Genomic DNA, 20,948 nt, shown 5'->3' on the forward strand with positions numbered 1-20,948 from the left:
TCCCTCATCTCGGATGGCCGAACAACCGTCTCACTAGTTAGTAGCAACAGTTACTAGACTTTATGCGAATGAGGGTGCCAGGGTTAAAATCTTGCAGCAAAGAAGTTCCCGGACTTAGGAACCGCAAGTCAAGATTTTACCTGTTCTCAAAATTGAAGTTGTCTATACCTAGGATTCCCAACCTCTACACCTTTTCAAGCGTCACTCCCTTGGTTTAGGGAAAGAATATGAAACAATAGAGGCTAATCACTCATGAGCCAATAGAAGGTTACGGTTGCTGATTCCATGTCACAGACTTATTCCGTAGAGATTCACCATCAAGACGCCGTCCATACGGTGAGCGTCCCTGAAGACACTACAATTTTGCAAGCTGCTCAGGATGCTGGAGTTGATTTACCCAGTTCTTGCTGTGCTGGCGTATGTACCACTTGTGCTTCTCTGATCTTGGAAGGTGAAGTAGAACAAGAAGATGCGATGGGCTTAGGGCCCGATTTATTGGATCAGGGATATGCACTATTGTGTGTTTCCTACCCACGGTCCGATATCAAGCTTGAATCTAACAAAGAAGAACTGGTATACAAATTGCAGTTTGGGCAAGCTCAGTAAATGGGTCCGCTGCACTACCGTCAACATTGGAGATAAACATCATGACCACTCATTTTATTGAAGCTGAAATTGAGCTAGATGCTTCAACCACAGAGTTGCAAGCCAATATTGAAGCCAAGCTCCGTGAACAAGGTGAGCCTCTACGTTGGGCCGTCACAGAGGTCCAGTCTGAGACGGCTACCGTTGAAGCGGTGGTTCTAAAGTCAGAGGAAACCGTCTCATCTCGCTAGCCTCTCGACCTTTTACCGTTGTCTTATTGGTACCAACAGGCATTGGAGCAGCGATCGGTGGTTATGCAGGGGATGCCATTCCGGTCGCTCGGACCTTGTCAGTGGTTTGCGATCGCATCATCACTCATCCCAATGTTCTCAATGGGGCCCAACTCTACTGGCCCATCCCTAATACCTGGTATGTAGAAGGCTATGGGTTAGATCAGTTTGCTGCCGGACGGTGGGGGCTACGACCTGTCCACCAAAACCGCATTGGCGTCGTTCTAGACCAAGCCATCGAACCTGATTTGCACCTGCGTCATTTGCAGGCTATTGATGCTGCCCGCGCTACTTTAGGAGTGAGCATCACGGATGTCTGTATCACTGATACGCCTTTAGGGGTAACTCTTAAAACCGCTGATTCTGGTGCTACCTGGGGCACCCTGGATCATCCAGACAGTTTGCTAAGAGCCGTTGAACACCTGATTACTGACCGTAACGCTAGTGCGATCGCAGTCGTCGCCCGGTTCCCAGATGACTTAGACAGCGATGCACTTCAAGCCTATCGTCAAGGTCAAGGGGTTGATGCTTTAGCGGGTGCTGAGGCTGTCATTAGCCATCTGGTCGTCCAGCAGTTTCGAATTCCCTGCGCCCATGCCCCTGCCCTCTCCCCCCTTACCCCCTAGATCCGCACTTGAATCCCCGGGCAGCCGCCGAAGAATTAGGCTATACCTTTCTCCCTTCCGTTTTAGTTGGGTTATCGCGAGCCCCTCAATTTATTAGTGACTCCGGCCAGTCCACGGATCTCTGGCAGGATCAAGTTGATGCAGTTGTTGTCCCAGCCAGCGCTTGCGGTAGCGGCACTATTCTGAGTTTGAACCCTACCTCAGCTCAAATCATTACAGTGACTGACAATACCACTACCATGAATGCAACGGCTCAGAGCTTGGGCATTGACAGTATCCCTGTGCAGTCCTATGCCGAAGCCGTGGGTGTACTCACAGCTCTTAAAGCAGGAGTTGATGCAAGAACGTTGCGTCCAGCTATTCTCCCCCTCGTCCCTCATAACCTGCTTTAATCTGCGGCTCTACCTACACTATGCGGCCTTTCGCAATAACTGATAGGTTATAGAGGTATTTGAAACTTTTGATATCTTTGTGGTTGATCGCCCTAATCAGCAGCCTGAACTAGAGTCCCTGACTCGCACACAAGTCTTGATTGCCATGGGAGTGACAGCATTACTGTTACTATTTTTGGCTAAGGTTATCCAATATTTTGGGTCATTTGCAACCTTACCCATGACTTGGCAACTGCAAAATGCTGTTTTGGGTATCGGCATTGGCTTAGGGATTACAGCTGCTAGTGCTGTTATTTATCAGCTATGGCCCCAGTATCGGTTATCTGCATCCTTATACTTACAGCTTGTCATTCAGCCCCTCGTCTGGACAGACTTAATCTGGTTAGGGCTGTTACCAGGCCTGAGTGAAGAATTACTATTTCGAGGTGTAATCTTCCCGTGGGTAGGCCTGAACTGGGTGGGTCTCATCTTATCTAGCATCGTTTTTGGGGTACTGCATCTCAATAGTCCCCAACAATGGTCCTATGTGGTTTGGGTCACCGTCGTTGGCTTTGTCCTCGGTTATAGCGCTTGGAGTACAGGCAATTTGCTGGTGCCCGTTATTGCCCATCTCACCACCAATATCATCACGGGAGTGTCGTGGAAAATCACGCACCCTCCCCAGCATCCCTTGGGGAAGACCTAGCCTAAGAAGAGAATAGAGATGTTTGTGACGACCCACTGAAGTAAATCTCTTGAATATCCTGGGGCAATGCGTTTTGCAGATCTTGATAGGCGTCTTGTCGATATTGGTTGATATCATCAGACGTGATGTCTTGCCCTTCTGCCTGCAAAACTGCCTCAATCCGAGGGTCTTGCCAACGGAAGGTTTGGGACAAGACTAGAATCAGCCTAGGTAAGGGTGGCACATGATCCAAAGCAATTTGGATATAGCACCATAGGGGTGGGGGAGCGGTTGACAAAGTGTATTGAATCGTTTCAACCGCCGGGAGCTGATCTTCCGTAATACAGGCAGCAACCTTATTGGTCATCCATGCCTGTAATGAAAAACTCGGTCCTCCTGTCTCCATCACCAAATGATTGAGTTCATAAAAGATATTGCGCCACACTCGGGCAAAAAGATAATCGACTTGTAGGTGGGATCTTGCCATATTGCGCAGGAGAGCATAAGACATCGCGCCAAACCGACAAAAAAGAGCGATAAAGTACTTGCCTTCATCAGGGTGTTGCTGAAACCCTTGCACTAGCTCTTGGTCACTGTAATTTTGCAACGACAGCACCAAGGGATGATTGGATTCTGGGAAGTCTGGCAGTTTCATAACGGATATTCCATATCTCCTCAGCCTGGCGTGAGAAATTGATCTCGATATTATAGAGGCTCAACTCATACCAAAGTGATTTTGATGGTGGTGGAAGTTGGCTCATTTATAAACTTCGACAAAAATATCACAATCTAGACCAGAGAACCCTGCTGTCATCAGTGAGATCTGTTATGATCAGTTTTGCTCACCCGGAGAGGTGGCTGAGTGGTCGAAAGCGGCAGATTGCTAATCTGTTGTACGGTGAATTCCGTACCGAGGGTTCGAATCCCTCCCTCTCCGTTTTTTGCAGCTTTTTGTTGGAGTTAAGTTTCATGGGCAAAAAATGCCAATTAACGGGAAAAAAAGCAAATAATGCTTTTGCTGTTTCCCATTCCCACCGCCGAACCCACAAGTTGCAAGAAGCAAACTTGCAGTGGAAAAGAATCTGGTGGCCCCAAGAGAAACGCTGGGTCAAGCTCAGAATATCGACTAAAGCGATTAAGACTCTTGAGAAAAAAGGTCTCGCTACTTTCGCTCGCGAAGCTGGGATTAACCTTAACCAGGTATAGTGACTCGATATTTTTTAGCTCTCCTTCCTCCCGAAGCTATTCAGGAGGAAGTTTGTTGTATACAAAAAAATTTGTGGAGCAGTATCAAAGCCGCAAAGCACTAAATTCTCCACCTCACATTACTCTGCAATCTCCTTTTGACTGGCCACCCGCTTCTAACACTTATCATCCAAGCATTACAGCGTTGATCCAAGGGTTAACTGCATGGACTAATGCTCTGCAACCGCTGTCAATTCGGCTCTCGGGGTTTGGAGTCTTTGAACCTCGCGTTATTTATATCCATATACAACGCACCCCAGCTCTCCTGGCCTTACAGGCTCAGCTACAAACCTATTGTGAAAAAGTTTGGGACATCGAAGACATTCGATCTCAGTCTCGCTCATTCATTCCCCATATGACAGTGGCCTTTCGCGGTTTAACACGGGCCAATTTTTATGCATCATGGCCCCATTGCCAAGATCGTCCGTTTGAGCATCACTTTATCGCTACCACATTGACCCTCCTCCAACACAATGGTCAACGCTGGGAGACATTTTCTCAAGCCATCTTTGAAGCCTAATGTTCTCCACCTCCGACTTAAAATCCCTTGGTATCCTTAAGGTATCGAGATCTTCCTTTGAAGGGTGATTGCATGACTGAACATCAGCCAACAATTTGTATTTTAGGAGGTGGTTTTGGCGGACTTTATACCGCTCTTCGCTTGAGCCAGCTCCCCTGGAATGAGCTGAAACCCCAAATTATTTTAGTGGATCAGAACGATCATTTTCTGTTTTCACCCTTACTGTATGAATTGGTTACAGGAGAACTCCAGTCTTGGGAAATTGCCCCACCCTACAGCGAACTTCTAGCCAATACAGAAGTGCGTTTTATTCAAAGCGGTGTTAAGGAGATTGATGTAGCTCAGCAGCAGGTTACCTTATCTGATCAATCCATCTCCTACGATCGCTTAGTCCTAGCCCTAGGAGGAGAAACGCCTCTACACCAAGTTCCTGGATCGGCGGAATATGCCCTGCCGTTTCGGACGGTGCAAGATGCCTATCGCCTTGAAGATCGATTACGAACCTTAGAAACATCCGAAGCGCCAAAAATTCGAGTGGCAGTGGTGGGGGCAGGTCCCAGTGGCGTGGAACTCGCCTGTAAGTTAGCGGATCGTTTAGGCGATCGCGGTCGGATACGGCTGATCGAACGGAATAATCAAATTCTCAAATCAGCCCCTGAATTCAATCAAGCAGCGGCCGAAAAAGCCTTAGAAAAACGACAAGTTTGGACGGATCTAGAGACCAATATTGAATCCCTAGAAGCCAAGCAAATGACGCTTAGGTATAAGGATAAACCCGATACGCTCCCCGTAGACTTGGTATTGTGGACGGTGGGAACTGCGATCGCACAGCCGATTCAAGCCTTACCTCTTCTCCATAATGACCTCGGCCAACTCTTAACTGACCCAACCCTGCAGGTCCAAGACTCACCTAATATTTTCGCCTTGGGTGATTTAGCAGACTGTCGTGATCCGCAAGGAAAGCCGAATCCCAAAACGGCCCAAGTGGCTATTCAACAAGCAGATTGTGTGGGGTGGAACCTGTGGGCTTCCTTAACCCAACGGCCATTACTGCCGTTTCACTACACTCATCTGGGAGAAATGCTGACCTTAGGAGAAGACTCAGCTGCCATGTCTGGACTGGGCGTACAGCTCGATGGCCCCCTCGCATTTATGGCTCGACGTTTGATTTATCTTTACCGCATGCCCACCCTCGACCATCAGCTTAAAATTGGGTTTAACTGGATGTTCAAACCTATTTTATCCGCCCTCAACACAGCTAGATAGAAGCGGTAAAGTTAGTCCCTACAAGCAAGACAGGAAAGCAAATCAGAACGGTTCTGAGTTTGCGGTATAGTGATTGGGGTGTAACTGGATTTATGCCATAGATACACTCGTTTTTTTGCACGCAGTCGATTGACCTTTGCAGGTATCAGTATCTGCAATCAACACCCTATAGGAGTAATTTGGTTATGTCGCAACACGAAGCGCATGAATGTTTACGGGTCGGCCAGTCCGCACCTGACTTTACAGCAACGGCTGTTTACGATCAAGAATTTAGTGAAGTCAAACTCTCCAATTACCGGGGTAAATACGTTGTCATCTTTTTCTATCCCCTTGATTTCACCTTCGTGTGTCCGACGGAAATTACAGCATTTAGCGATCGCTATGATGCTTTTAAGGACTTAAATACTGAAGTTCTAGGTATTTCTGTAGACAGCGAGTTCTCCCACTTAGCTTGGACCCAGACCGACCGCAAATCTGGAGGAGTCGGCGACCTCAACTACCCCTTGGTTTCTGACATTAAAAAAGAAATTAGCACTGCTTATAACGTTCTAGATCCAGATGCTGGTGTTGCCTTAAGAGGTCTCTTTATCATTGATAAAGAAGGCGTTGTACAACATACCACCATTAACAACCTCGCCTTCGGCCGTAACGTTGATGAAACCCTGCGCACCTTGCAGGCTATTCAACATGTTCAGTCTCATCCCGATGAGGTTTGTCCAGCAGGCTGGCAGCCAGGGGATAAGACTATGAACCCTGATCCAGTGAAATCTAAGGTTTACTTCGAATCCATCTAACATATTTTAGGCAACATTTAAGTTGCAACATAGCCCTCAAATACTCACAGAGCTTGCGTATTTGAGGGCTATATCGTTGGCCCTTCATAGATCATACAAGCCTTTGCTTTACCGAGATTGCTAACCAGATTCAACAACCTGATAGATGGCAATATGCTTATCACCTGGCTTATGCCTTCAGTCTGTGGAATTTGTTTGGACAACTTCTCTTACCCGGTAGATAGGGCGACTTTGCGACTCATGGTAGGTTCGCATTAAGAGCTCTGCTAACAATCCAATTGAAAAGAGCTGAATCCCTGTCAATAAAAGCACAGCGGATAAAATCAGCAAGGGGCGGTCGGCAATCCCTTCACTCAAGCCGTACTTTAAAAACACTAAATAGCCACCCGTCAAGACCCCTAAGCTAGTAAAGGTAATCCCCAAAAGCCCAAAAACATGCATGGGACGAGTTAAAAAGGTTTTCATAAAGGATACGGTCAACAAATCCATGACCACCCGGAAAGTCCGATCTAGTCCATACTTGCTTTGACCAAATTGGCGGGCATGATGACGCACAGGCAGCTCCGCAATTCTGGCACCTTCAATAAAAGCTAACGCCGGTAAAAATCGGTGTAATTCTCCATACAGGTTCATATCAGCAATCAGCTCTGCTCGATAGGCCTTCAGGGAACAACCATAATCATGCAGCTTAACCCCTGTAATCCACCCAATCATCAAGTTGGCAATCTTAGACGGGAGCAAGCGCGTCAACGCAGCATCTTGTCGATCCTTACGCCAACCACTGACCAAATCGTATCCTTCATTCATTTTGGCCAACAGCAATGGAATATCAGCTGGCTCATTTTGCAAGTCACCATCAAGGGTGACAAAAATCTCGCCGTGGGCATGGTTAAATCCAGCAGACATGGCAGCCGTTTGTCCATAATTCCGGCGCAACACAACTCCCCGTAGCCGGGGGTATAGATCCACTTGTTTTCTTAACAACTCAGTCGTACCATCTACCGAGCCATCATCTACACAGATTATTTCATAATTGACCTGAGTATCATTTAGGGTATCTGAAATTCTACAAATGAGATGCTCCAGGCTTTCGACCTCATTATAGATGGGGATAATGACCGATATTTCGGGCTGAGTGATCTTGGCTTTTTGGTCTTGCATTAGCATTGGTAATTTCATCTCACTCGCTATTCATTAACTCACTTCAGAGGACTTCATTCAAGAAAACTGCCAAGAACGGTATTTAGAGCATTTTTCGCAACTCAACGACCCAGGCAAAGCTCAAATACCTTCTATAACTAACATTATTTAGGACCAATACTCGCCTCTTCTAGAAGGTAAACTTGGGTAAAATACTTGAGTGCTAAATTCTTAGCAATACCAAATAACGTTCATTAAAGCCTTTTTACCTGAAGGCCTAACACCTTTAGTCTTAGAGAACCACATGAGGATTCTACTCTTAGCTCCACATCCATTTTTCCAGACCCGTGGTACACCGATCGCAGTTGATCTTATGCTCAGAGTGCTATCAGAGAGGGGAGATCAGGTTGATATGCTGACTTTCCCAGAAGGGGATGATGTTGTCTATGACAACGTGCGGATCTATCGGACTCCTAAATTACCATTTATTAAAAATATCAGTCCAGGTTTTTCTGGGAAAAAACTGGTCTGTGATGGTTTTATGCTGATCCAGGCTATTAACCTCTGTTTGAAGTATAAATATGATATCGTCCATTCGGTTGAAGAATCGGCTTTTATCGCGTTGGTTCTTAAAGTCGTGTTTAGAACACCCTATATCTATGATATGGACTCATCCCTGGCACAGCAAATGATTGAGAAATTTTCATTTCTCTCGTCTTTGCGCTTTCTCTTCAATGCTTTTGAAAGACTGGCCGTCCAACAAGCCAAAGTGGTGATACCTGTTTGCGAAACCTTATCTGAAGATATTCAAGTCTACAAACCGAAGCGAGTGGTTGTTTTACCAGACATTTCGCTTTTAGATTACTCTGCCCCGAATAAAAAGGCATAACTGATGAATAGAATCATCTGCAATGACGAAATCTCACCCGTCCAATATGGATAATATCAACGAAAATATCAGAGAGCACTGTCAGCCTGATGAGCTCATTCTGATGTATGTCGGTAATTTAGAGCTTTATCAGGGGATTGATTTGCTGCTGGATGGCTTTAAAGTAGCCCAGAATCTTGCTCTTAATGTCCCTTTAAAGCTCGTCATTATCGGCGGTAAAGATGGCGACATTGCAAAATATAAGTTAAAAACGAAAAATATCGGCATTGACCACCAAGTTTTATTCTTAGGGCAACGCTCGGTAGAGAATCTAGGGTACTATCTCGCCCAAGCAGACATCCTGCTCTCTCCTCGCATTAAAGGAAGAAATACGCCAATGAAATTGTATTCTTATCTTGATAGTGGTAAGCCCGTCCTCGCCACTGATTTGCCAACGCATAATTGGGTTCTGGATAATGAGGTGGCAGTGCTCAGTGCGCCTAACCCAGAAGCGTTTGCCCAGGGAATTATCCACCTAGCCAACCATCCTCAAATTAGACAAACCCTCGCAGTCGCCGCCAAGAAAATGGTGCAACAAAGGCACTCATTTTCTGCTTATAAGCAGCAGCTCAATAGCTTATATGATTCATTACAGTTAGAGTTCAACAATGCTGCCTCAATTGATCAATAATATGCTCTATTTTCAGCCAAAGCGTTAGGATGCCACTGGTTTTATGCAACGAAATCTAGAGGAATTATCCAACACTAAATTTGACGTCTTAGTCATAGGCGGCGGCATTTATGGGGCTTGTGTTGCCTATGAAGCAATCCTAAGAGGCTTATCCGTTGCTTTGGTCGAAAAACAAGATTTTTGTGGGGCGACCTCAGCTAATAGCCTAAAAACCATCCATGGTGGCCTGCGATATCTACAGCATGCTGACTTTAAGCGGATGCGAGAGTCTATTTATGAGCGGCGCACATTAATGAAAATTGCGCCTCACCTCGTGCATCCCCTGCCTGTGTTGGTGCCGACCTATGGGCATGGATTGAAAGGCATAGAAGCGATGACGGTGGCACTAAAAATTAATGATTGGGTGAGTTGCGATCGCAACCACGGATTGCCCGATCCTCAACAACATATCCCTGCCGGTCGAACAATATCTGCGACCGAATGCCTACAGACCATGCCAGGCATTTCCGCAGATGGCCTCACTGGGGGAGCTATTTTCCACGATGCTCAAGTGTTCAATTCCGAGCGGTTAGTGCTTGCCTATTTACAGTCTGCGACTCAGCTTGGGTTACAAGCTGCCAACTATCTTAAAGTCACTGATTTTTTACAAGATGGAGATACCATCCTTGGCGCTCAAGTAACGGATGCTCTAACTCAAACCACCTTTGATATTCAAGCCAAAACAATCATTAATACCAGCGGGCCATGGATTAATGAAGTCCTGGGACTGCTAGATCAACCTCTGTCATTACCTCAGCCTTTTGCGTTGGCAATGAACATCGTTACGCGCTCTCTCTTTGATCACGACTATGCCGTCGGCATCTACAGTAAAGCCAATTACACCGATAAAGATGCCATTCTGAAGCGCAAAAACCGGCTACTCTTCATAGCACCTTGGCAAGGTTACTCTCTAGTGGGTACCACTTACTCCCACTACAATGGAGCCCCCGATCACCTATCAGTTCCTGAGCAAGATGTCCAAAGCTTTATTGATGAAATCAATCATGCCTACCCACCCGCGAAACTCACCACTCAAGACGTTTACTTCGTACATCGAGGTCTACTACCCAGTAGCCAAACAGCACCAACTGCCAATGTACAGTTAACGAAGCAATACCAAATTCAAGACTACCAGCAAGCAGGATTTAAAGGCCTCATATCAGTCACTGGAGTCAAATATACAACTGCAAGAAACGTTGCAATTCATGCAGTTGATGCAGCAGTGTCCATGTTAGGAACGATAGCTAAACCCTCTCAATCTGCTCATCAACCTTTACATGGTGGAAACATCGAGAATCTGAGTGACTTTCTAGAAGAAGGACGCCATACATTAGATGCTATAGCTGACAAACCGTCCATCAATCATTTTCTTTATAGTTACGGCACTGCCTATCCATCTGTATGCCAACATTTAGAACAAGACTCACAACCACTTTCTAGCCAAAACCTATTAAAAGCACAAGTGGCCTATGCACTTGAAGAAGAGATGGCCCAAACCCTTAGCGATGTTGTTTTTAGAAGAACTGGAATCGGCGCAGCAGGCATGCCAATGGAAGCAGAGTTACAAACCTGTGTAGAAGCAATGAAGACAAAACTCCTTTGGGAAGAATCTAAGGCCCAACAAGAGCTAAAAGAGGTGAAATCTAAATGGGTTCTGGATAGCCCATCTTTCATGGGGGGCAAAACAGCAACATTTCATGGAATGTAATTATGCCTTCTCCTATTGCTCACTCTACAACTGCATATTTCATTTTCAAGCTTACTTCTCTAAATAGTCGATCAACACTCTTAGGAAGACATCGCTGGCAGGATCTTGCTTACATCATTTTGATTGGCAATGTTGCGGATTTAGACTTTATCCCTCAACTACTCTTAGAGGGGAAATTTCATAGGGGACCTTCCCATAGCTTGAGTTTAGCTTTCCTGATAAGTTTTAGTGTTGCAATTATTTGCTATGCCTTTAACAAGCCCCAAGTAAAACAGTTATTCCTAATAACACTTGGCATCTATACTTCACATCTATTTTTAGATTATTGGACTGCAGGTGGAGCAGGTATGAAGTTATTTTGGCCATTTACCAATAGCTATTTTATGTCTTCAGTATCTTTTTTCCCAAGCGTGAGACATTCTGAAGGCTTATTTTATTCAGGTCATATTATCTTCATTGTTTTTGAGACAATCTATAGCTTCTTTTTAATGACGATACTCAATATCATTTTTAAATCTAGAAGAAATAAAATCACTTAGTTAATATATCTAATGAATAATTCTCAATCACCTCCTAATATCCTGGTTGATTCCCATGTTCATATCCATGAATGTTTCGCACTATCAGATGTCTTAGATTCATCACTGCAAAACTTTCAGACGGCTGCTCACAAAGCTAATATTAGTTCATCACAATACTTAGGAGTACTGATATTAACTGAGATTGGTAAAAATAGCTGTTTTCAGAAAATAAGTGGCCACTTCGAAAATGGGCATAGCCTTGAAGACAGCGACTGGACCTTTCAAAAGACGCATGAATCAGAGTCTTTATATGCACACCATGCATCTGGGAACAAAGTTCTCCTCTTAGCTGGACATCAAGTTGTCACCCAAGAAAATATAGAAGTATTATCAATCATTTCAGATCAATTGGGTATCAATTTAAGCCGGGAAAATAGCTTGGGTTAAAGGGTTAGGCCGTTTTGTTTTTGAAGACTGACGTGCCACTGGCAATTCCCCCATAGAGCTAATAACTGACTCAAACACATCAGGAAAAGGATGCCCAAAAAGCCGTTGTGCTGCGGTAGTGCCATCTGCTCTTTTGAGGTCAAAATTGTGGATGATGGTGAGTACCTTCAAGGATTCTTCCGAGAACCCTCGGGCTGCATGATGCAATCGGGATAGATAGCCATTCCGTCCCTCAACTGCGGAGGAAGTTCGTTGATACTTCGTACTCATCCATTGCGCCCAGTCTACCCACTCCTGGCTTTTTTGAGAGTCCATCTGTTGAGTTATGGGGTGCTTAAGCAACTGGTCATAAGCTTGTTCAGTCGCCTTTCGATAATCTGCCTTGAGTAGAGGATTCCGGGTTTTGTCCGTTTGCTGTTGCCAATAAGCCCAGGGCAATAGGCACATGAGTACCCAGTTCTGTACATCAAGATCATCTGTGACTCCCTTTAGCGCTTGAGTCACCCATAGCCACCAAGCATGAATCCCTTGAGCCATTGATGGAATCTGTTGTTGGAATGAGTCAATAGCTTTACTCCCTTTCTGAGCACCATAGGTTTTGGCTAGAGCAGACATCTGGGCGAGGGGAGCCTTCAGCTCAGCCGATAGATCATCAAACAGTTGCCATTCCAAAGTCTTGATATTAAACGGATGAATGACTTGGGTAAGGCGATGAAGAACTTGATGATAGGCCGTCTTGTCCTGCTCCAGAGACTGCTGCTGAGCAGAAATCTCCGCTATTGATTGTTGGAGTTGTTGCTGTTTAGCCTCACTTCGAACGTTGAGAAGTTGCTGTTGAAGTACAGTCGCTTTTTTGTTCAACTGACTGATTTGACGACCCATATCACTGCCGATAGGTTGGGCTAAGGCACTCAGGGCATGGAATAAATCAGAAACACTGACACAGCCTAAGCCTGATACAGCTAATTTAATCAGGGCTGGAGCACCATCACTCACCATAAAATGACAATGCCATCCACAGCGGGTCCACCACTGCTGAATCTGGGCTTGCCAGGTGGCATAAGTACGGTTGGGACGTTCCACCTCTGTGAAGATAAAGCCACTAGCCAATTCCAACATCACTAAGATAGGCAACCCAAAAAAGGTTTCGTCCCCACCGACACAGATGCCCTGACCTTCTGTGGGTTGGCAATGCTCTTGTTGCGCAACATCATAGGCGATAATCGCGTCTCGCATCTTGCGTTTCAACAGCCGAAGGGAGCTGGCTGAAACGCCCACATGAGCATCTATGTGAATCGCTGTAAAAAATTCTGATAGACTCTCAGCTCCCACCCCATGTTTGATGCCGAAATAGTACACCACTCCTAAGACCATCACCCTGAGCCATTGACTCCCTGTCTGGGTTTCCCACCATAGTGACTCTGGATATTGGTTACGCCGAGCGATAGCCTGTTGATGACGATGAACACTGCTTTTTGATAGACCTGTCGCAGCAGCAATTTTCGCAATCCCTTTTACTCCCTGTTCGAACAGACAATCAGTGACGGCTTGGCAGCGCTCTCGTATTGTCAGGCTCATCGTTTCCTCTGTTGACTTGCAAAGGTACGATACAGCTCTCTGTGACTAATCGCAGAACTCTTTCCTATTTCACCTACAAAGGAGTGCGATCCTATCTGGAAATACTCAGGTCTTTTCCCGCTTTATGCTGGGAGCCGATCAATTTATCGATAATGGTATGACTGTCTTGGATACTATTCATGCGATCCAAGCTGCGAAAGGTATTCCTGTCTTACCTTGGGGATTTGGCAAATGGTTCGGTAGCAGAGGCAAAATCATTCATCAACTGATTCAGGCTCGTGAAACACCCCCCCTATTACTAGGTGATAATAGCAATCGGCCCAACTTCTGGATCAACCCTGTTTATCTCAAACAAGCCCGTAAACAAGCCATCAAAATACTACCCGGTACAGATCCATTGCCCTTAGTAAAAGAAGCATCTCGTCCTGGGCGCTTTGGCTTCCAGATACAAGGAACTCTCGATCTCGATACACCTGGCTCTAGTCTCAAAGACATATTGTTAGACTCAACCATACAAATTCAGCCTTATGGTGCTCTGGAAAATCCATTGATATTTTTACAAAACCAGCTCAAAATTCGATTTTAAGAAGAAAACAGATCGATAAATTCTTTTATCCTTTACAAGCCCCTCTAATATAGATCTTGTACCAACAGACTATTCTATACATCTATTACCTAAAGTGAGTTTCTATGACAAAAGTATTAGTAACAGGAGGTCAAGGCTTTCTAGGAAGTCACATTGTGACCCAACTCTTAGAAGAAGGCAAAGAAGTAAGAGTATTGGCACGTCCGGGTAAAGAGTCAACCAACAATAGTGCTAAAGGCATCAATATATTTTACGGAGATATTCGGGATAGTGAGGCAGTAGAAACAGCTGTTAATGGTGTTGATGTTGTTATTCATGTCGTCTCTAACTTTAGGAAAGGCGGATCAGATAACCAAGAAGCATACTCCGTCAATGTTCAAGGCACCGAAAATATATTGAATGCAGCTGCCAAATATGATGTTCGCCACTTAATTCACTGCAGCACAATTGGCGTTCATGGCACAGTACTTGAAATACCTGCAAATGAGTCTACTCCCTTCAATCCAACAGATTTATACCAAGAGACTAAACTCATTGCTGAGCAAAAAGTTTGGAAATTTTACCAAGATCATAATCTACCTATTACTGTGATTCGACCTATCTCTTTATTTGGTCCTGATGATAGGCGCATGTTAAAGCTATTTCGCATGATTAACAAAGGTAATTTCTTTATCGTTGGCAGTGGTGAAGTTCTATTTCATCCCACCTATATAGATGATGCAGTTAAAGGGTTTTTGACCTGTATCGAAAACCCCAAAGCTTACGGCGAAGCTTTCATTGTCGGAGGAGAGCAATACATCTCTTTAAATCAGCTTTGCCAAATCATTGCAGACGAGCTGAAGGTCAAACCTCCCAGTCTTCGATTGCCAATGGCTCCTGTCTTAGCCTTAGCGACTATCTGCGAAAAAGCCTGCGAACCCTTTGGCATAGAACCACCTTTGCATCGACGGCGAGTCAGCTTTTTTCAAAATAACCGTGCTTTTTCCATTGCTAAAGCTAAACAAGTCTTAGATTTCGAACCCCAATACTCTATCCAAGACTGTATTCGTGAAACGCTAAATGGGTATGTTGCGCGGGGTTGGATATAACTTAGTAAACCAAAATTCCAAATCAAGCCCAATCAGTACCAGACTTAGCCTTCAAGGAATATTATTTTTTATCAGTGAAAGATTCTATATTATTGCATTCAACTATCATTAACTCATGATCAATCGAGAGTTAAAATCTCAGCTAAAAGCATTAGACAACTATGATGAATTCTGTCAGATTTTGCATACAATTGACATCAATCAGCTGGATGGGTCTGATTTTCACTTTCTAAGTAAATATCTGAATAAGATAGAAAAACAGCCCAAGCTAAAAGTTGCATTTTCTGCCAACTATACGGTAGAACCCCCTACCTTCCTATATCGATGTCTATTGTGCATTTCATGGAATGCCTTCCACGACTTATATAGGAGGGTACAATCAGCATTATCAAGACATTCTGAATCCAGGTTCTCAACTCCTACAATATCAACCGAATATTTGCTTTCTATTGTTGTCCTTACATGAACTGGAGCCCCTTGTATGTCAGCAATTTTCTAGCTTGAGTGACCAAGACAAGCAAAATTGTCAAGAACGCATTCTGACACATATTGAAAACTGGGTTGATCTGGCACTACAAAAAACAGATGCCACCGTTTTAGTCAGCAACTTCCAAATCCCAACTTTTCCTTCCTATGGGATTGCTGATCTACAGCAAGACTCTGGTGAATTAGAGTTCTATATAGAACTCAACTTGAAATTATGTAAAAAATTCAAGCATCACTCTAGAGCTTACATTTTTGACATAGACCGCTTAGCCTCCCGGTTTGGCAAAGATCGGGCTAGCGATCCAAAAATGTTGTACATGGCTAAAATGCTGTGGACTGATGAGTTCTTCGCGATCGTTGCCAATGAATTCATCAGATATGCAATCGGAATTTTAGGTCGATCGAAGAAATGCCTTGTTCTTGACTTAGACAATACATTATGGGGAGGTGTAATCGGTGAAGATGGTATAGAAGGCATTAAGATCGGTATTGGAGATCCCATCAGTGAAGCTTTCTTAGCCTTCCAACAAAAAATTGTTGATATCAAAAATAGAGGAGTTATACTTGCAATTTGCAGCAAGAATAATCCTGACGATGCACTCGAAGCTTTTCAAAAAAAGGCAGAAATGCCTCTAAAAATTGATGATTTTTCAGCATCAGAGATAAATTGGGATGCAAAACACTTAAATATCCAAAAAATTGCTAAAACTCTGAATATTGGTACAGATAGCCTGGTATTTATAGATGATAATCCAGCTGAATGTAGTCTAGTTCAGCAAATGCTTCCTGAAGTTACCACTATTTTATTACCTCCTGATTCAGCTTCATATATCAGCACTGTTGATCAAATTTTAGCATTAGAAAAGTTAGATGTACGAAGTGATGACTTAGTCAAAACAGAACAATATATTCAAAACAAAAAGCGGCAACAAGCCCATGATAATATTGGAGACTTAAATTCCTATTTATATAGTTTAGAATCGAAAGTAACTATCAAGACAGTATCTGAACAAGACTTAAGTCGAGTACATCAGCTTTTCTCAAAGACCAATCAGTTTAATTTAACAACTATTCGTTATTCAGTATCAGATATTGAGAAATTCTATCAAAGTGATACTTATCAACTTATTACTGTTGCAGCTCAAGATAAATTTGGCCAGTTAGGAACGATTGGTCAATGTTTACTAAAGCTAAGTAGTGAAGTAATCGAAGTGGATAGTTTTATTCTCAGTTGTAGAGCTATGGGCAGGGGGATAGAAACGGCCCTTATCAATTTCATTAAAAAGAAGTATCTGATTGGGCATACTTCTGTGAAACTGGTAGGGACTTATATCCCTAGCAAGAAGAATTTGCCAATCAAATCTTTTCTTGAGGCTCAAGGCCTTAAGTTGATCGATGAAAGTATCGATGGCAAAAAATATTATGAATTACTCTCCAAGGATGCTCAAGAGATCCCATGTCCATGGCTTGAAATTATTGTTTAAGGAAGACCAAAATCATGGCAAATCAAGAGATAGAAATTCAAGCAAAAGAAATTATTGCTGATATTCTTGATATTGATGAAGATCAGATCTCAAACAATTTTAGTCCTGAAAATTGTGATAGCTGGGATTCAATGAATAACCTCCGCATGATTACTGCTTTAGAAAAGGCATTTAAAATAAAATTCTCTATGGAAGAGATCAGTAGCATGACTAATATGGAAGCTATTTCAGCAATGATCAGTCAAAAAAGTCTATGACTTATATCAAAACCTGATCAAGAATCCTTTCCTACTTAAAGTTCTAAATTCAACAGGCCCTATTATAGGAAAAAATATTGAGGTGGACTTAGGCAAAGTTATTCGTCGTTTTCTGGTGCCCGCACCAGTCATTACTTTTTATTACTTATTCAAGTCTGGTGCAAAAGTTAGCCCAAAAGCTGAAGTAGAACTCAGTCAATACCTTGAAATTGGTGACAAGTCCGTTGTGAGTTCTTTTTACAAAGATTAAAGCCTCAGATGGGCCATTAAAGATAGGTTCACACGTATCAATTTCCACCAGTTGTTTTATTAGTTCTCATACAGGTGGAGTGGAAATTGGAGATCATTGTCTAATTGGGCCAAACGTCTCCATCGTTGGTAATAATTACAACTATGACCAGATAAAAGTGCCTTTGGAAGAACAAGGAATAGTTTCGAAAGGCATAAAAATTGGCCGAAATGTTTGGCTTGGGGCCGGTGTAAGTGTATTAGATGGAGCAGTCATCGGTGATAACACTATCATTACGCCGAATTCAGTTGTTTCCTCAAAGATTCCCTCTGGTACGATTGCGAGTGGCATACCAGCTAAGGTGATCTTTAAGCGTAGATGACAAATCTTGAACAATGAACTTATCTTTATCTCTTAGCTTCATTTAGTTCTCTAGCTCAATATGAAGCATTATTATTCAACCAAAGAATAGATATAATCTGTATTACCCTAGTGCACTCAACCACAATATTTTTTATATATCGTTGGTAGTGTCTCCAAATAATCGTTATACGTCAATCTAAGTTTTATGTCTGCTTCTAAATCAAGTCATTCTGAGCCTATATTTATCTTTGGTTCTGCCCGTTCAGGGACTTCTCTTTTAAGTCGAATCATCAACTCTCATCCTAAGATTTCAGTACCTTTTGAATCCCATTTATATGACACCTTTATTCCTTGGATAAAATACTATGGTGACTTAGCAATAGAAAAAAATAGAGAGCAGTTAATCGATGATATCTTAAACACTGAATGTATGAGAGACTGGTCCCCGAAGCCGGACCGAAACCGTATTCTAAGTGAAATATCTGATTATACTTTTGGTGGTGTGGTTGATGGCCTGATTAGATCATGGACTCTTGATCAAGGCAAACAAAGATGGGGAGAAAAAACTCCTTGGCATGCTTATTTTTGGCGTGATATCATTAGCGATTTCCCAAACTGTAAAATCATTCATATTGTTCGTGATGGACGTGACTCATCGCTATCTTGGAAGAATGCAAGATTTGGGCCTAAACATTATTATTATTTAGCCAAAAAATGGGTTCAGTACTTACAAACTATTGATGAATTAAAGGCAGAGGTTGATAGTGATTCTTTCTTTGAAATACGCTACGAAGATTTATTGCTAGATCCAGCTCAGAAGTCTCAAGAAATATGTGATTTTATTGGTGAAGAGTTTTCTGAAAGAATGCTTGATTTTCATACCAATAGCAATCCTTATCCTACTGACAAGGCAAACCTTAAAAATTTGTCTCAACCCATCATTTCTAGCAATTCAAATAAATGGAAAAGCCATTTATCCCCAAGAGATTTAAGAGTTTTTGAGGCTATTGCTGGAAATTATTTAGAATCTTATGGGTATGAAAGGGCTGTCAGTAATCCAACCATATCTCCCTCTGAAAAATTGTTCATCAAATATCTTGAACATCCTCCAAGAAAGATTCTATCTATGATCAAGAATAGGAAAGGGCATATTGATGGTTTACGTCGGTTAGCCATTTATCTTCGTCTTGTTACCAAACTATAGAGTTATATCCATTTTTGAGTCACTGTTGAGTATGAAACAATTGGCAAACTTAAATCTTGATCCTGATCAAGTGGAATGAGTAAATTTATAAAGGGTGCTGGAATTTCCTTTATTGGCCAAGTATTAAGCACCGGTTTAAAATACTTAACCCAAGCATCTCTCGCCTGGATTTTTGGTGCTGAATCTTTTGGCTTTTATACTCTTGGTCTGGTTATTTACCAATTTTGTGACTTGATAGCACGAATGGGTCTGGAATTAGGAGCAGTACGCTACGTTTCTATTCATCAAAGCTCGGCAAATCTATCCAAATTAAAAGGTGTACTCATTAGTATACTTTGCATTCCATTTATCCTAGGCTGTGTTCTAGGAATAACGCTATTTCTCTGTGCAAATACTGTCGCAATTGATATCTTTCACAAGCCTGAATTAACGATTGTTTTGCGTTTATTCTCTCTGGCTATACCTGTTGGTGCCAGTATGACAACTGGCCTATTTGCTACGACAGGCTTCCAAACTACTTTATATAGAGTGCTCGTATTTGATTTAATTGTCCCACTCACAAACTTACTACTAGCAGTTTGTTTGGGGCTAATGGGTTTCAAATTATTTGGTGCTTCTATTGCTTGGGTATTAGCGTTATCCCTCGGTCTTATACTGACCCTATTTTATATCTGGAGACTCGCTCCTTCTATTATTTCAACTAAAGTAAAACCTATTTTTCAGCTCAAAGAATTGATCAGTTTTTCTTTGCCATTATCACTAGGTACTTTTTTATGGCTTCTCTTAATTTGGACTGACATTTTGATGCTGGGTTTCTACAACACGGCATCAGAAGTAGGAATCTATAGAGCAGCTTCTCAAACTGCTTTTTTGATGATCCTATTTGATCGTTCTTTGGTTACAATCTTTGCGCCCACCATTGCCAGCCTATTCAATCAAGGAAGCTTAGAGGAAGCTAAACAGCTTTTCAAGACTTCTTCTCGCTGGAATTTTGCCCTGACGCTACCTTTGTTTATTGTACTAATTGTATCTAGCCAAAATATACTCAGAGTTTTTTGGTACAGATTTTCAGGCAGGTTGGATAGTTCTTATCATTCTTGCTGCAGGTCAATTAACTAGGGCAGGAGGAGGGAGTTTATCCATGCATATGCTCGCGATGTCTGGCCATCAATATTTAAAACTTTATGGTGATATTATCTTAGCGATCACTAATATTATTTTGAATGTTGTATTGATTCCTTTATGGGGTCCTCTTGGTGCAGCTATTGCGACAGCTGCTAGTATCGCTGGCATCAATATAGTACGGGTTCTTCAAGTTAAGTATGTTTTACATGTATATCCATATTCATTCCGTTATTTAAAGGTTCTTCTTTGCGGAGTGATTTCTGCTTTATCTGGATATTTTGTTCAATATCTTCTTAAAGATAATTTTTATATAATTTCAATGCTCATATCTACATCTATCATGATCATTGTTTATTTTTTTGATTTTCTTCTATTTTGCGATGGATGAAGACGATAAGATTTTGATCAGTCAACAAGCAAACAAGTTAAAACAAATACTGTAATTTCATTTTATGCAAGGATCAAGTTTAGACAAATCTATTATTAGTAGATATGTAACAACGATTGTAGTTGTTGCCTTTTTGATAAGTGCTTTTTCTATTGTTTTTGCAACCCTAAGCCCTTTTAAATTTAATTTTCCTTATCCCCTTAATCAATTTAATTTAAATCTTGATTTTTCAGTGTCTTCAGTTGAAGATTGCTTCAGAAATATTATTTTATTTATTCCTTTCTCTTTTACACTAAGCCTACTTTTCTTAAATAGAAATCACAAAAAACGAAGATTATTTCTGTCGATTTTTGTGTCCAGTTTT

23 protein-coding genes, 1 tRNA gene and 1 pseudogene are annotated in these 20,948 nt (G+C 42.4%); 22 read left to right on the forward strand and 3 right to left on the reverse strand.

What is annotated here, in order from left to right; genetic code table 11:
* Positions 1–285 precede the first annotated feature (285 nt).
* The 4 genes and pseudogenes from HRE53_RS10695 (at position 286) to HRE53_RS10710 (ending at position 2,578) form a co-directional block, all read left to right on the forward strand.
* Positions 286–606 carry a 2Fe-2S iron-sulfur cluster-binding protein gene (locus tag HRE53_RS10695; protein WP_212663425.1) on the forward strand — a complete coding sequence of 107 codons (321 nt, stop codon included), beginning with the start codon at positions 286–288 and terminating at the stop codon, positions 604–606.
* 41 nt (positions 607–647) lie between these two features.
* Entirely contained in the window at positions 648–836 is a 189-nt protein-coding gene (locus HRE53_RS10700) for a hypothetical protein (protein ID WP_212663426.1), read from the forward strand.
* Between the two features lie 41 nt (positions 837–877).
* Positions 878–1,893 (forward strand): annotated as a pseudogene (locus tag HRE53_RS10705) (DUF3326 domain-containing protein).
* 79 nt (positions 1,894–1,972) lie between these two features.
* Positions 1,973–2,578, forward strand: a complete 606-nt coding sequence (locus HRE53_RS10710) for a CPBP family intramembrane glutamic endopeptidase (RefSeq protein ID WP_212663427.1) — start codon at positions 1,973–1,975, stop codon at positions 2,576–2,578.
* A gap of 1 nt (position 2,579) precedes the next feature.
* Here HRE53_RS10710 and HRE53_RS10715 read toward each other — a convergent pair whose 3' ends face one another.
* Positions 2,580–3,212, reverse strand: coding sequence for a sigma-70 family RNA polymerase sigma factor (locus HRE53_RS10715; protein ID WP_212663428.1), 633 nt, complete (start codon positions 3,210–3,212; stop codon positions 2,580–2,582).
* A gap of 193 nt (positions 3,213–3,405) precedes the next feature.
* On the opposite strand from HRE53_RS10715, the gene HRE53_RS10720 reads away from it, so the two are divergent.
* The 5 genes from HRE53_RS10720 to HRE53_RS10740 all read left to right on the forward strand — a co-directional run bounded on the left by HRE53_RS10720 (position 3,406) and on the right by HRE53_RS10740 (position 6,382).
* Positions 3,406–3,494: transfer RNA gene (locus tag HRE53_RS10720), tRNA-Ser, on the forward strand.
* A gap of 32 nt (positions 3,495–3,526) precedes the next feature.
* Positions 3,527–3,763 (forward strand): 50S ribosomal protein L28, encoded by a 237-nt coding sequence (gene rpmB / locus HRE53_RS10725; RefSeq protein ID WP_212663429.1) that lies wholly within the window; start codon positions 3,527–3,529, stop codon positions 3,761–3,763.
* 55 nt (positions 3,764–3,818) lie between these two features.
* The gene (locus tag HRE53_RS10730) at positions 3,819–4,322 is read left to right on the forward strand and encodes a 2'-5' RNA ligase family protein (RefSeq protein ID WP_235110398.1); all 504 of its coding nucleotides are present in this window, start codon (positions 3,819–3,821) and stop codon (positions 4,320–4,322) included.
* A gap of 72 nt (positions 4,323–4,394) precedes the next feature.
* The gene (locus HRE53_RS10735) at positions 4,395–5,588 is read left to right on the forward strand and encodes an NAD(P)/FAD-dependent oxidoreductase (protein WP_235110399.1); all 1,194 of its coding nucleotides are present in this window, start codon (positions 4,395–4,397) and stop codon (positions 5,586–5,588) included.
* 185 nt (positions 5,589–5,773) lie between these two features.
* Positions 5,774–6,382: a peroxiredoxin gene (locus HRE53_RS10740; RefSeq protein ID WP_235110400.1), complete on the forward strand. Its 609-nt coding sequence runs from the start codon at positions 5,774–5,776 to the stop codon at positions 6,380–6,382.
* 177 nt (positions 6,383–6,559) lie between these two features.
* On the opposite strand, the gene HRE53_RS10745 is transcribed toward HRE53_RS10740, so the two are convergent.
* Positions 6,560–7,561, reverse strand: coding sequence for a glycosyltransferase family 2 protein (locus tag HRE53_RS10745; RefSeq protein ID WP_235110401.1), 1,002 nt, complete (start codon positions 7,559–7,561; stop codon positions 6,560–6,562).
* A gap of 334 nt (positions 7,562–7,895) precedes the next feature.
* Here HRE53_RS10745 and HRE53_RS10750 point away from each other — a divergent pair, with 334 nt between their 5' ends.
* From HRE53_RS10750 to HRE53_RS10770, 5 genes are read left to right on the forward strand one after another with little or no spacing between them, the layout of a single operon-like run.
* On the forward strand, positions 7,896–8,411 hold the full coding sequence (locus HRE53_RS10750; protein WP_212666419.1) for a glycosyltransferase: 516 nt from the start codon (positions 7,896–7,898) through the stop codon (positions 8,409–8,411).
* 22 nt (positions 8,412–8,433) lie between these two features.
* Positions 8,434–9,081, forward strand: a complete 648-nt coding sequence (locus HRE53_RS10755) for a glycosyltransferase family 4 protein (protein WP_235110403.1) — start codon at positions 8,434–8,436, stop codon at positions 9,079–9,081.
* Between the two features lie 43 nt (positions 9,082–9,124).
* Positions 9,125–10,828, forward strand: coding sequence for a glycerol-3-phosphate dehydrogenase/oxidase (locus HRE53_RS10760; RefSeq protein WP_235110404.1), 1,704 nt, complete (start codon positions 9,125–9,127; stop codon positions 10,826–10,828).
* Between the two features lie 2 nt (positions 10,829–10,830).
* Positions 10,831–11,367 carry a metal-dependent hydrolase gene (locus HRE53_RS10765; protein WP_235110405.1) on the forward strand — a complete coding sequence of 179 codons (537 nt, stop codon included), beginning with the start codon at positions 10,831–10,833 and terminating at the stop codon, positions 11,365–11,367.
* Positions 11,368–11,379: 12 nt separating this feature from the next.
* On the forward strand, positions 11,380–11,796 hold the full coding sequence (locus HRE53_RS10770) for a hypothetical protein (protein ID WP_235110407.1): 417 nt from the start codon (positions 11,380–11,382) through the stop codon (positions 11,794–11,796).
* Here HRE53_RS10770 and HRE53_RS10775 read toward each other — a convergent pair.
* Complete coding sequence (locus tag HRE53_RS10775; RefSeq protein ID WP_235110408.1) at positions 11,770–13,374, reverse strand: DUF6399 domain-containing protein; 1,605 nt, start codon at positions 13,372–13,374, stop codon at positions 11,770–11,772. The two genes, HRE53_RS10770 and HRE53_RS10775, sit on opposite strands and share 27 nt — an antisense overlap.
* A gap of 124 nt (positions 13,375–13,498) precedes the next feature.
* Here HRE53_RS10775 and HRE53_RS10780 point away from each other — a divergent pair, with 124 nt between their 5' ends.
* The 8 genes from HRE53_RS10780 (at position 13,499) to HRE53_RS10815 (ending at position 20,584) form a co-directional block, all read left to right on the forward strand.
* Positions 13,499–13,960 carry a hypothetical protein gene (locus tag HRE53_RS10780; RefSeq protein ID WP_235110409.1) on the forward strand — a complete coding sequence of 154 codons (462 nt, stop codon included), beginning with the start codon at positions 13,499–13,501 and terminating at the stop codon, positions 13,958–13,960.
* Positions 13,961–14,064: 104 nt separating this feature from the next.
* The gene (locus HRE53_RS10785) at positions 14,065–15,048 is read left to right on the forward strand and encodes an NAD(P)-dependent oxidoreductase (protein WP_235110410.1); all 984 of its coding nucleotides are present in this window, start codon (positions 14,065–14,067) and stop codon (positions 15,046–15,048) included.
* A gap of 347 nt (positions 15,049–15,395) precedes the next feature.
* On the forward strand, positions 15,396–17,018 hold the full coding sequence (locus tag HRE53_RS10790) for an HAD-IIIC family phosphatase (protein ID WP_396133426.1): 1,623 nt from the start codon (positions 15,396–15,398) through the stop codon (positions 17,016–17,018).
* A 14-nt stretch (positions 17,019–17,032) separates the two neighbouring features.
* Positions 17,033–17,275, forward strand: coding sequence for an acyl carrier protein (locus tag HRE53_RS10795; protein WP_235110412.1), 243 nt, complete (start codon positions 17,033–17,035; stop codon positions 17,273–17,275).
* A gap of 329 nt (positions 17,276–17,604) precedes the next feature.
* On the forward strand, positions 17,605–17,886 hold the full coding sequence (locus tag HRE53_RS10800; RefSeq protein ID WP_235110413.1) for an acyltransferase: 282 nt from the start codon (positions 17,605–17,607) through the stop codon (positions 17,884–17,886).
* 186 nt (positions 17,887–18,072) lie between these two features.
* Positions 18,073–19,071, forward strand: coding sequence for a sulfotransferase (locus tag HRE53_RS10805; protein ID WP_235110414.1), 999 nt, complete (start codon positions 18,073–18,075; stop codon positions 19,069–19,071).
* A gap of 75 nt (positions 19,072–19,146) precedes the next feature.
* Positions 19,147–20,190 carry an oligosaccharide flippase family protein gene (locus HRE53_RS10810; RefSeq protein ID WP_235110416.1) on the forward strand — a complete coding sequence of 348 codons (1,044 nt, stop codon included), beginning with the start codon at positions 19,147–19,149 and terminating at the stop codon, positions 20,188–20,190.
* Positions 20,191–20,212: 22 nt separating this feature from the next.
* Positions 20,213–20,584: a polysaccharide biosynthesis C-terminal domain-containing protein gene (locus HRE53_RS10815; RefSeq protein ID WP_235110418.1), complete on the forward strand. Its 372-nt coding sequence runs from the start codon at positions 20,213–20,215 to the stop codon at positions 20,582–20,584.
* Positions 20,585–20,948 lie beyond the last annotated feature (364 nt).

Source organism: Acaryochloris sp. 'Moss Beach', from assembly GCF_021497025.1.
In the GTDB taxonomy this organism is placed as follows: domain Bacteria; phylum Cyanobacteriota; class Cyanobacteriia; order Thermosynechococcales; family Thermosynechococcaceae; genus Acaryochloris; species Acaryochloris marina_A.

What these genes read in the sequence shown, in the direction of transcription:
- HRE53_RS10760 (WP_235110404.1), top strand. Translation starts at nt 9,125, where the DNA reads ATGCAACGAAATCTAGAGGAATTATCCAACACTAAATTTGACGTCTTA.
- HRE53_RS10750 (WP_212666419.1), top strand. Translation starts at nt 7,896, where the DNA reads ATGCTCAGAGTGCTATCAGAGAGGGGAGATCAGGTTGATATGCTGACT.
- HRE53_RS10770 (WP_235110407.1), top strand. Translation starts at nt 11,380, where the DNA reads ATGAATAATTCTCAATCACCTCCTAATATCCTGGTTGATTCCCATGTT.
- HRE53_RS10815 (WP_235110418.1), top strand. Translation starts at nt 20,213, where the DNA reads ATGCATATGCTCGCGATGTCTGGCCATCAATATTTAAAACTTTATGGT.
- HRE53_RS10715 (WP_212663428.1), bottom strand. Translation starts at nt 3,212, where the DNA reads ATGAAACTGCCAGACTTCCCAGAATCCAATCATCCCTTGGTGCTGTCG.
- HRE53_RS10765 (WP_235110405.1), top strand. Translation starts at nt 10,831, where the DNA reads ATGCCTTCTCCTATTGCTCACTCTACAACTGCATATTTCATTTTCAAG.
- HRE53_RS10785 (WP_235110410.1), top strand. Translation starts at nt 14,065, where the DNA reads ATGACAAAAGTATTAGTAACAGGAGGTCAAGGCTTTCTAGGAAGTCAC.
- HRE53_RS10810 (WP_235110416.1), top strand. Translation starts at nt 19,147, where the DNA reads ATGAGTAAATTTATAAAGGGTGCTGGAATTTCCTTTATTGGCCAAGTA.
- HRE53_RS10745 (WP_235110401.1), bottom strand. Translation starts at nt 7,561, where the DNA reads ATGAAATTACCAATGCTAATGCAAGACCAAAAAGCCAAGATCACTCAG.
- HRE53_RS10775 (WP_235110408.1), bottom strand. Translation starts at nt 13,374, where the DNA reads ATGAGCCTGACAATACGAGAGCGCTGCCAAGCCGTCACTGATTGTCTG.
- HRE53_RS10700 (WP_212663426.1), top strand. Translation starts at nt 648, where the DNA reads ATGACCACTCATTTTATTGAAGCTGAAATTGAGCTAGATGCTTCAACC.
- HRE53_RS10735 (WP_235110399.1), top strand. Translation starts at nt 4,395, where the DNA reads ATGACTGAACATCAGCCAACAATTTGTATTTTAGGAGGTGGTTTTGGC.
- HRE53_RS10805 (WP_235110414.1), top strand. Translation starts at nt 18,073, where the DNA reads ATGTCTGCTTCTAAATCAAGTCATTCTGAGCCTATATTTATCTTTGGT.
- HRE53_RS10740 (WP_235110400.1), top strand. Translation starts at nt 5,774, where the DNA reads ATGTCGCAACACGAAGCGCATGAATGTTTACGGGTCGGCCAGTCCGCA.
- HRE53_RS10790 (WP_396133426.1), top strand. Translation starts at nt 15,396, where the DNA reads ATGCCTTCCACGACTTATATAGGAGGGTACAATCAGCATTATCAAGAC.
- HRE53_RS10795 (WP_235110412.1), top strand. Translation starts at nt 17,033, where the DNA reads ATGGCAAATCAAGAGATAGAAATTCAAGCAAAAGAAATTATTGCTGAT.
- rpmB (WP_212663429.1), top strand. Translation starts at nt 3,527, where the DNA reads ATGGGCAAAAAATGCCAATTAACGGGAAAAAAAGCAAATAATGCTTTT.
- HRE53_RS10755 (WP_235110403.1), top strand. Translation starts at nt 8,434, where the DNA reads ATGACGAAATCTCACCCGTCCAATATGGATAATATCAACGAAAATATC.
- HRE53_RS10695 (WP_212663425.1), top strand. Translation starts at nt 286, where the DNA reads ATGTCACAGACTTATTCCGTAGAGATTCACCATCAAGACGCCGTCCAT.
- HRE53_RS10780 (WP_235110409.1), top strand. Translation starts at nt 13,499, where the DNA reads ATGCTGGGAGCCGATCAATTTATCGATAATGGTATGACTGTCTTGGAT.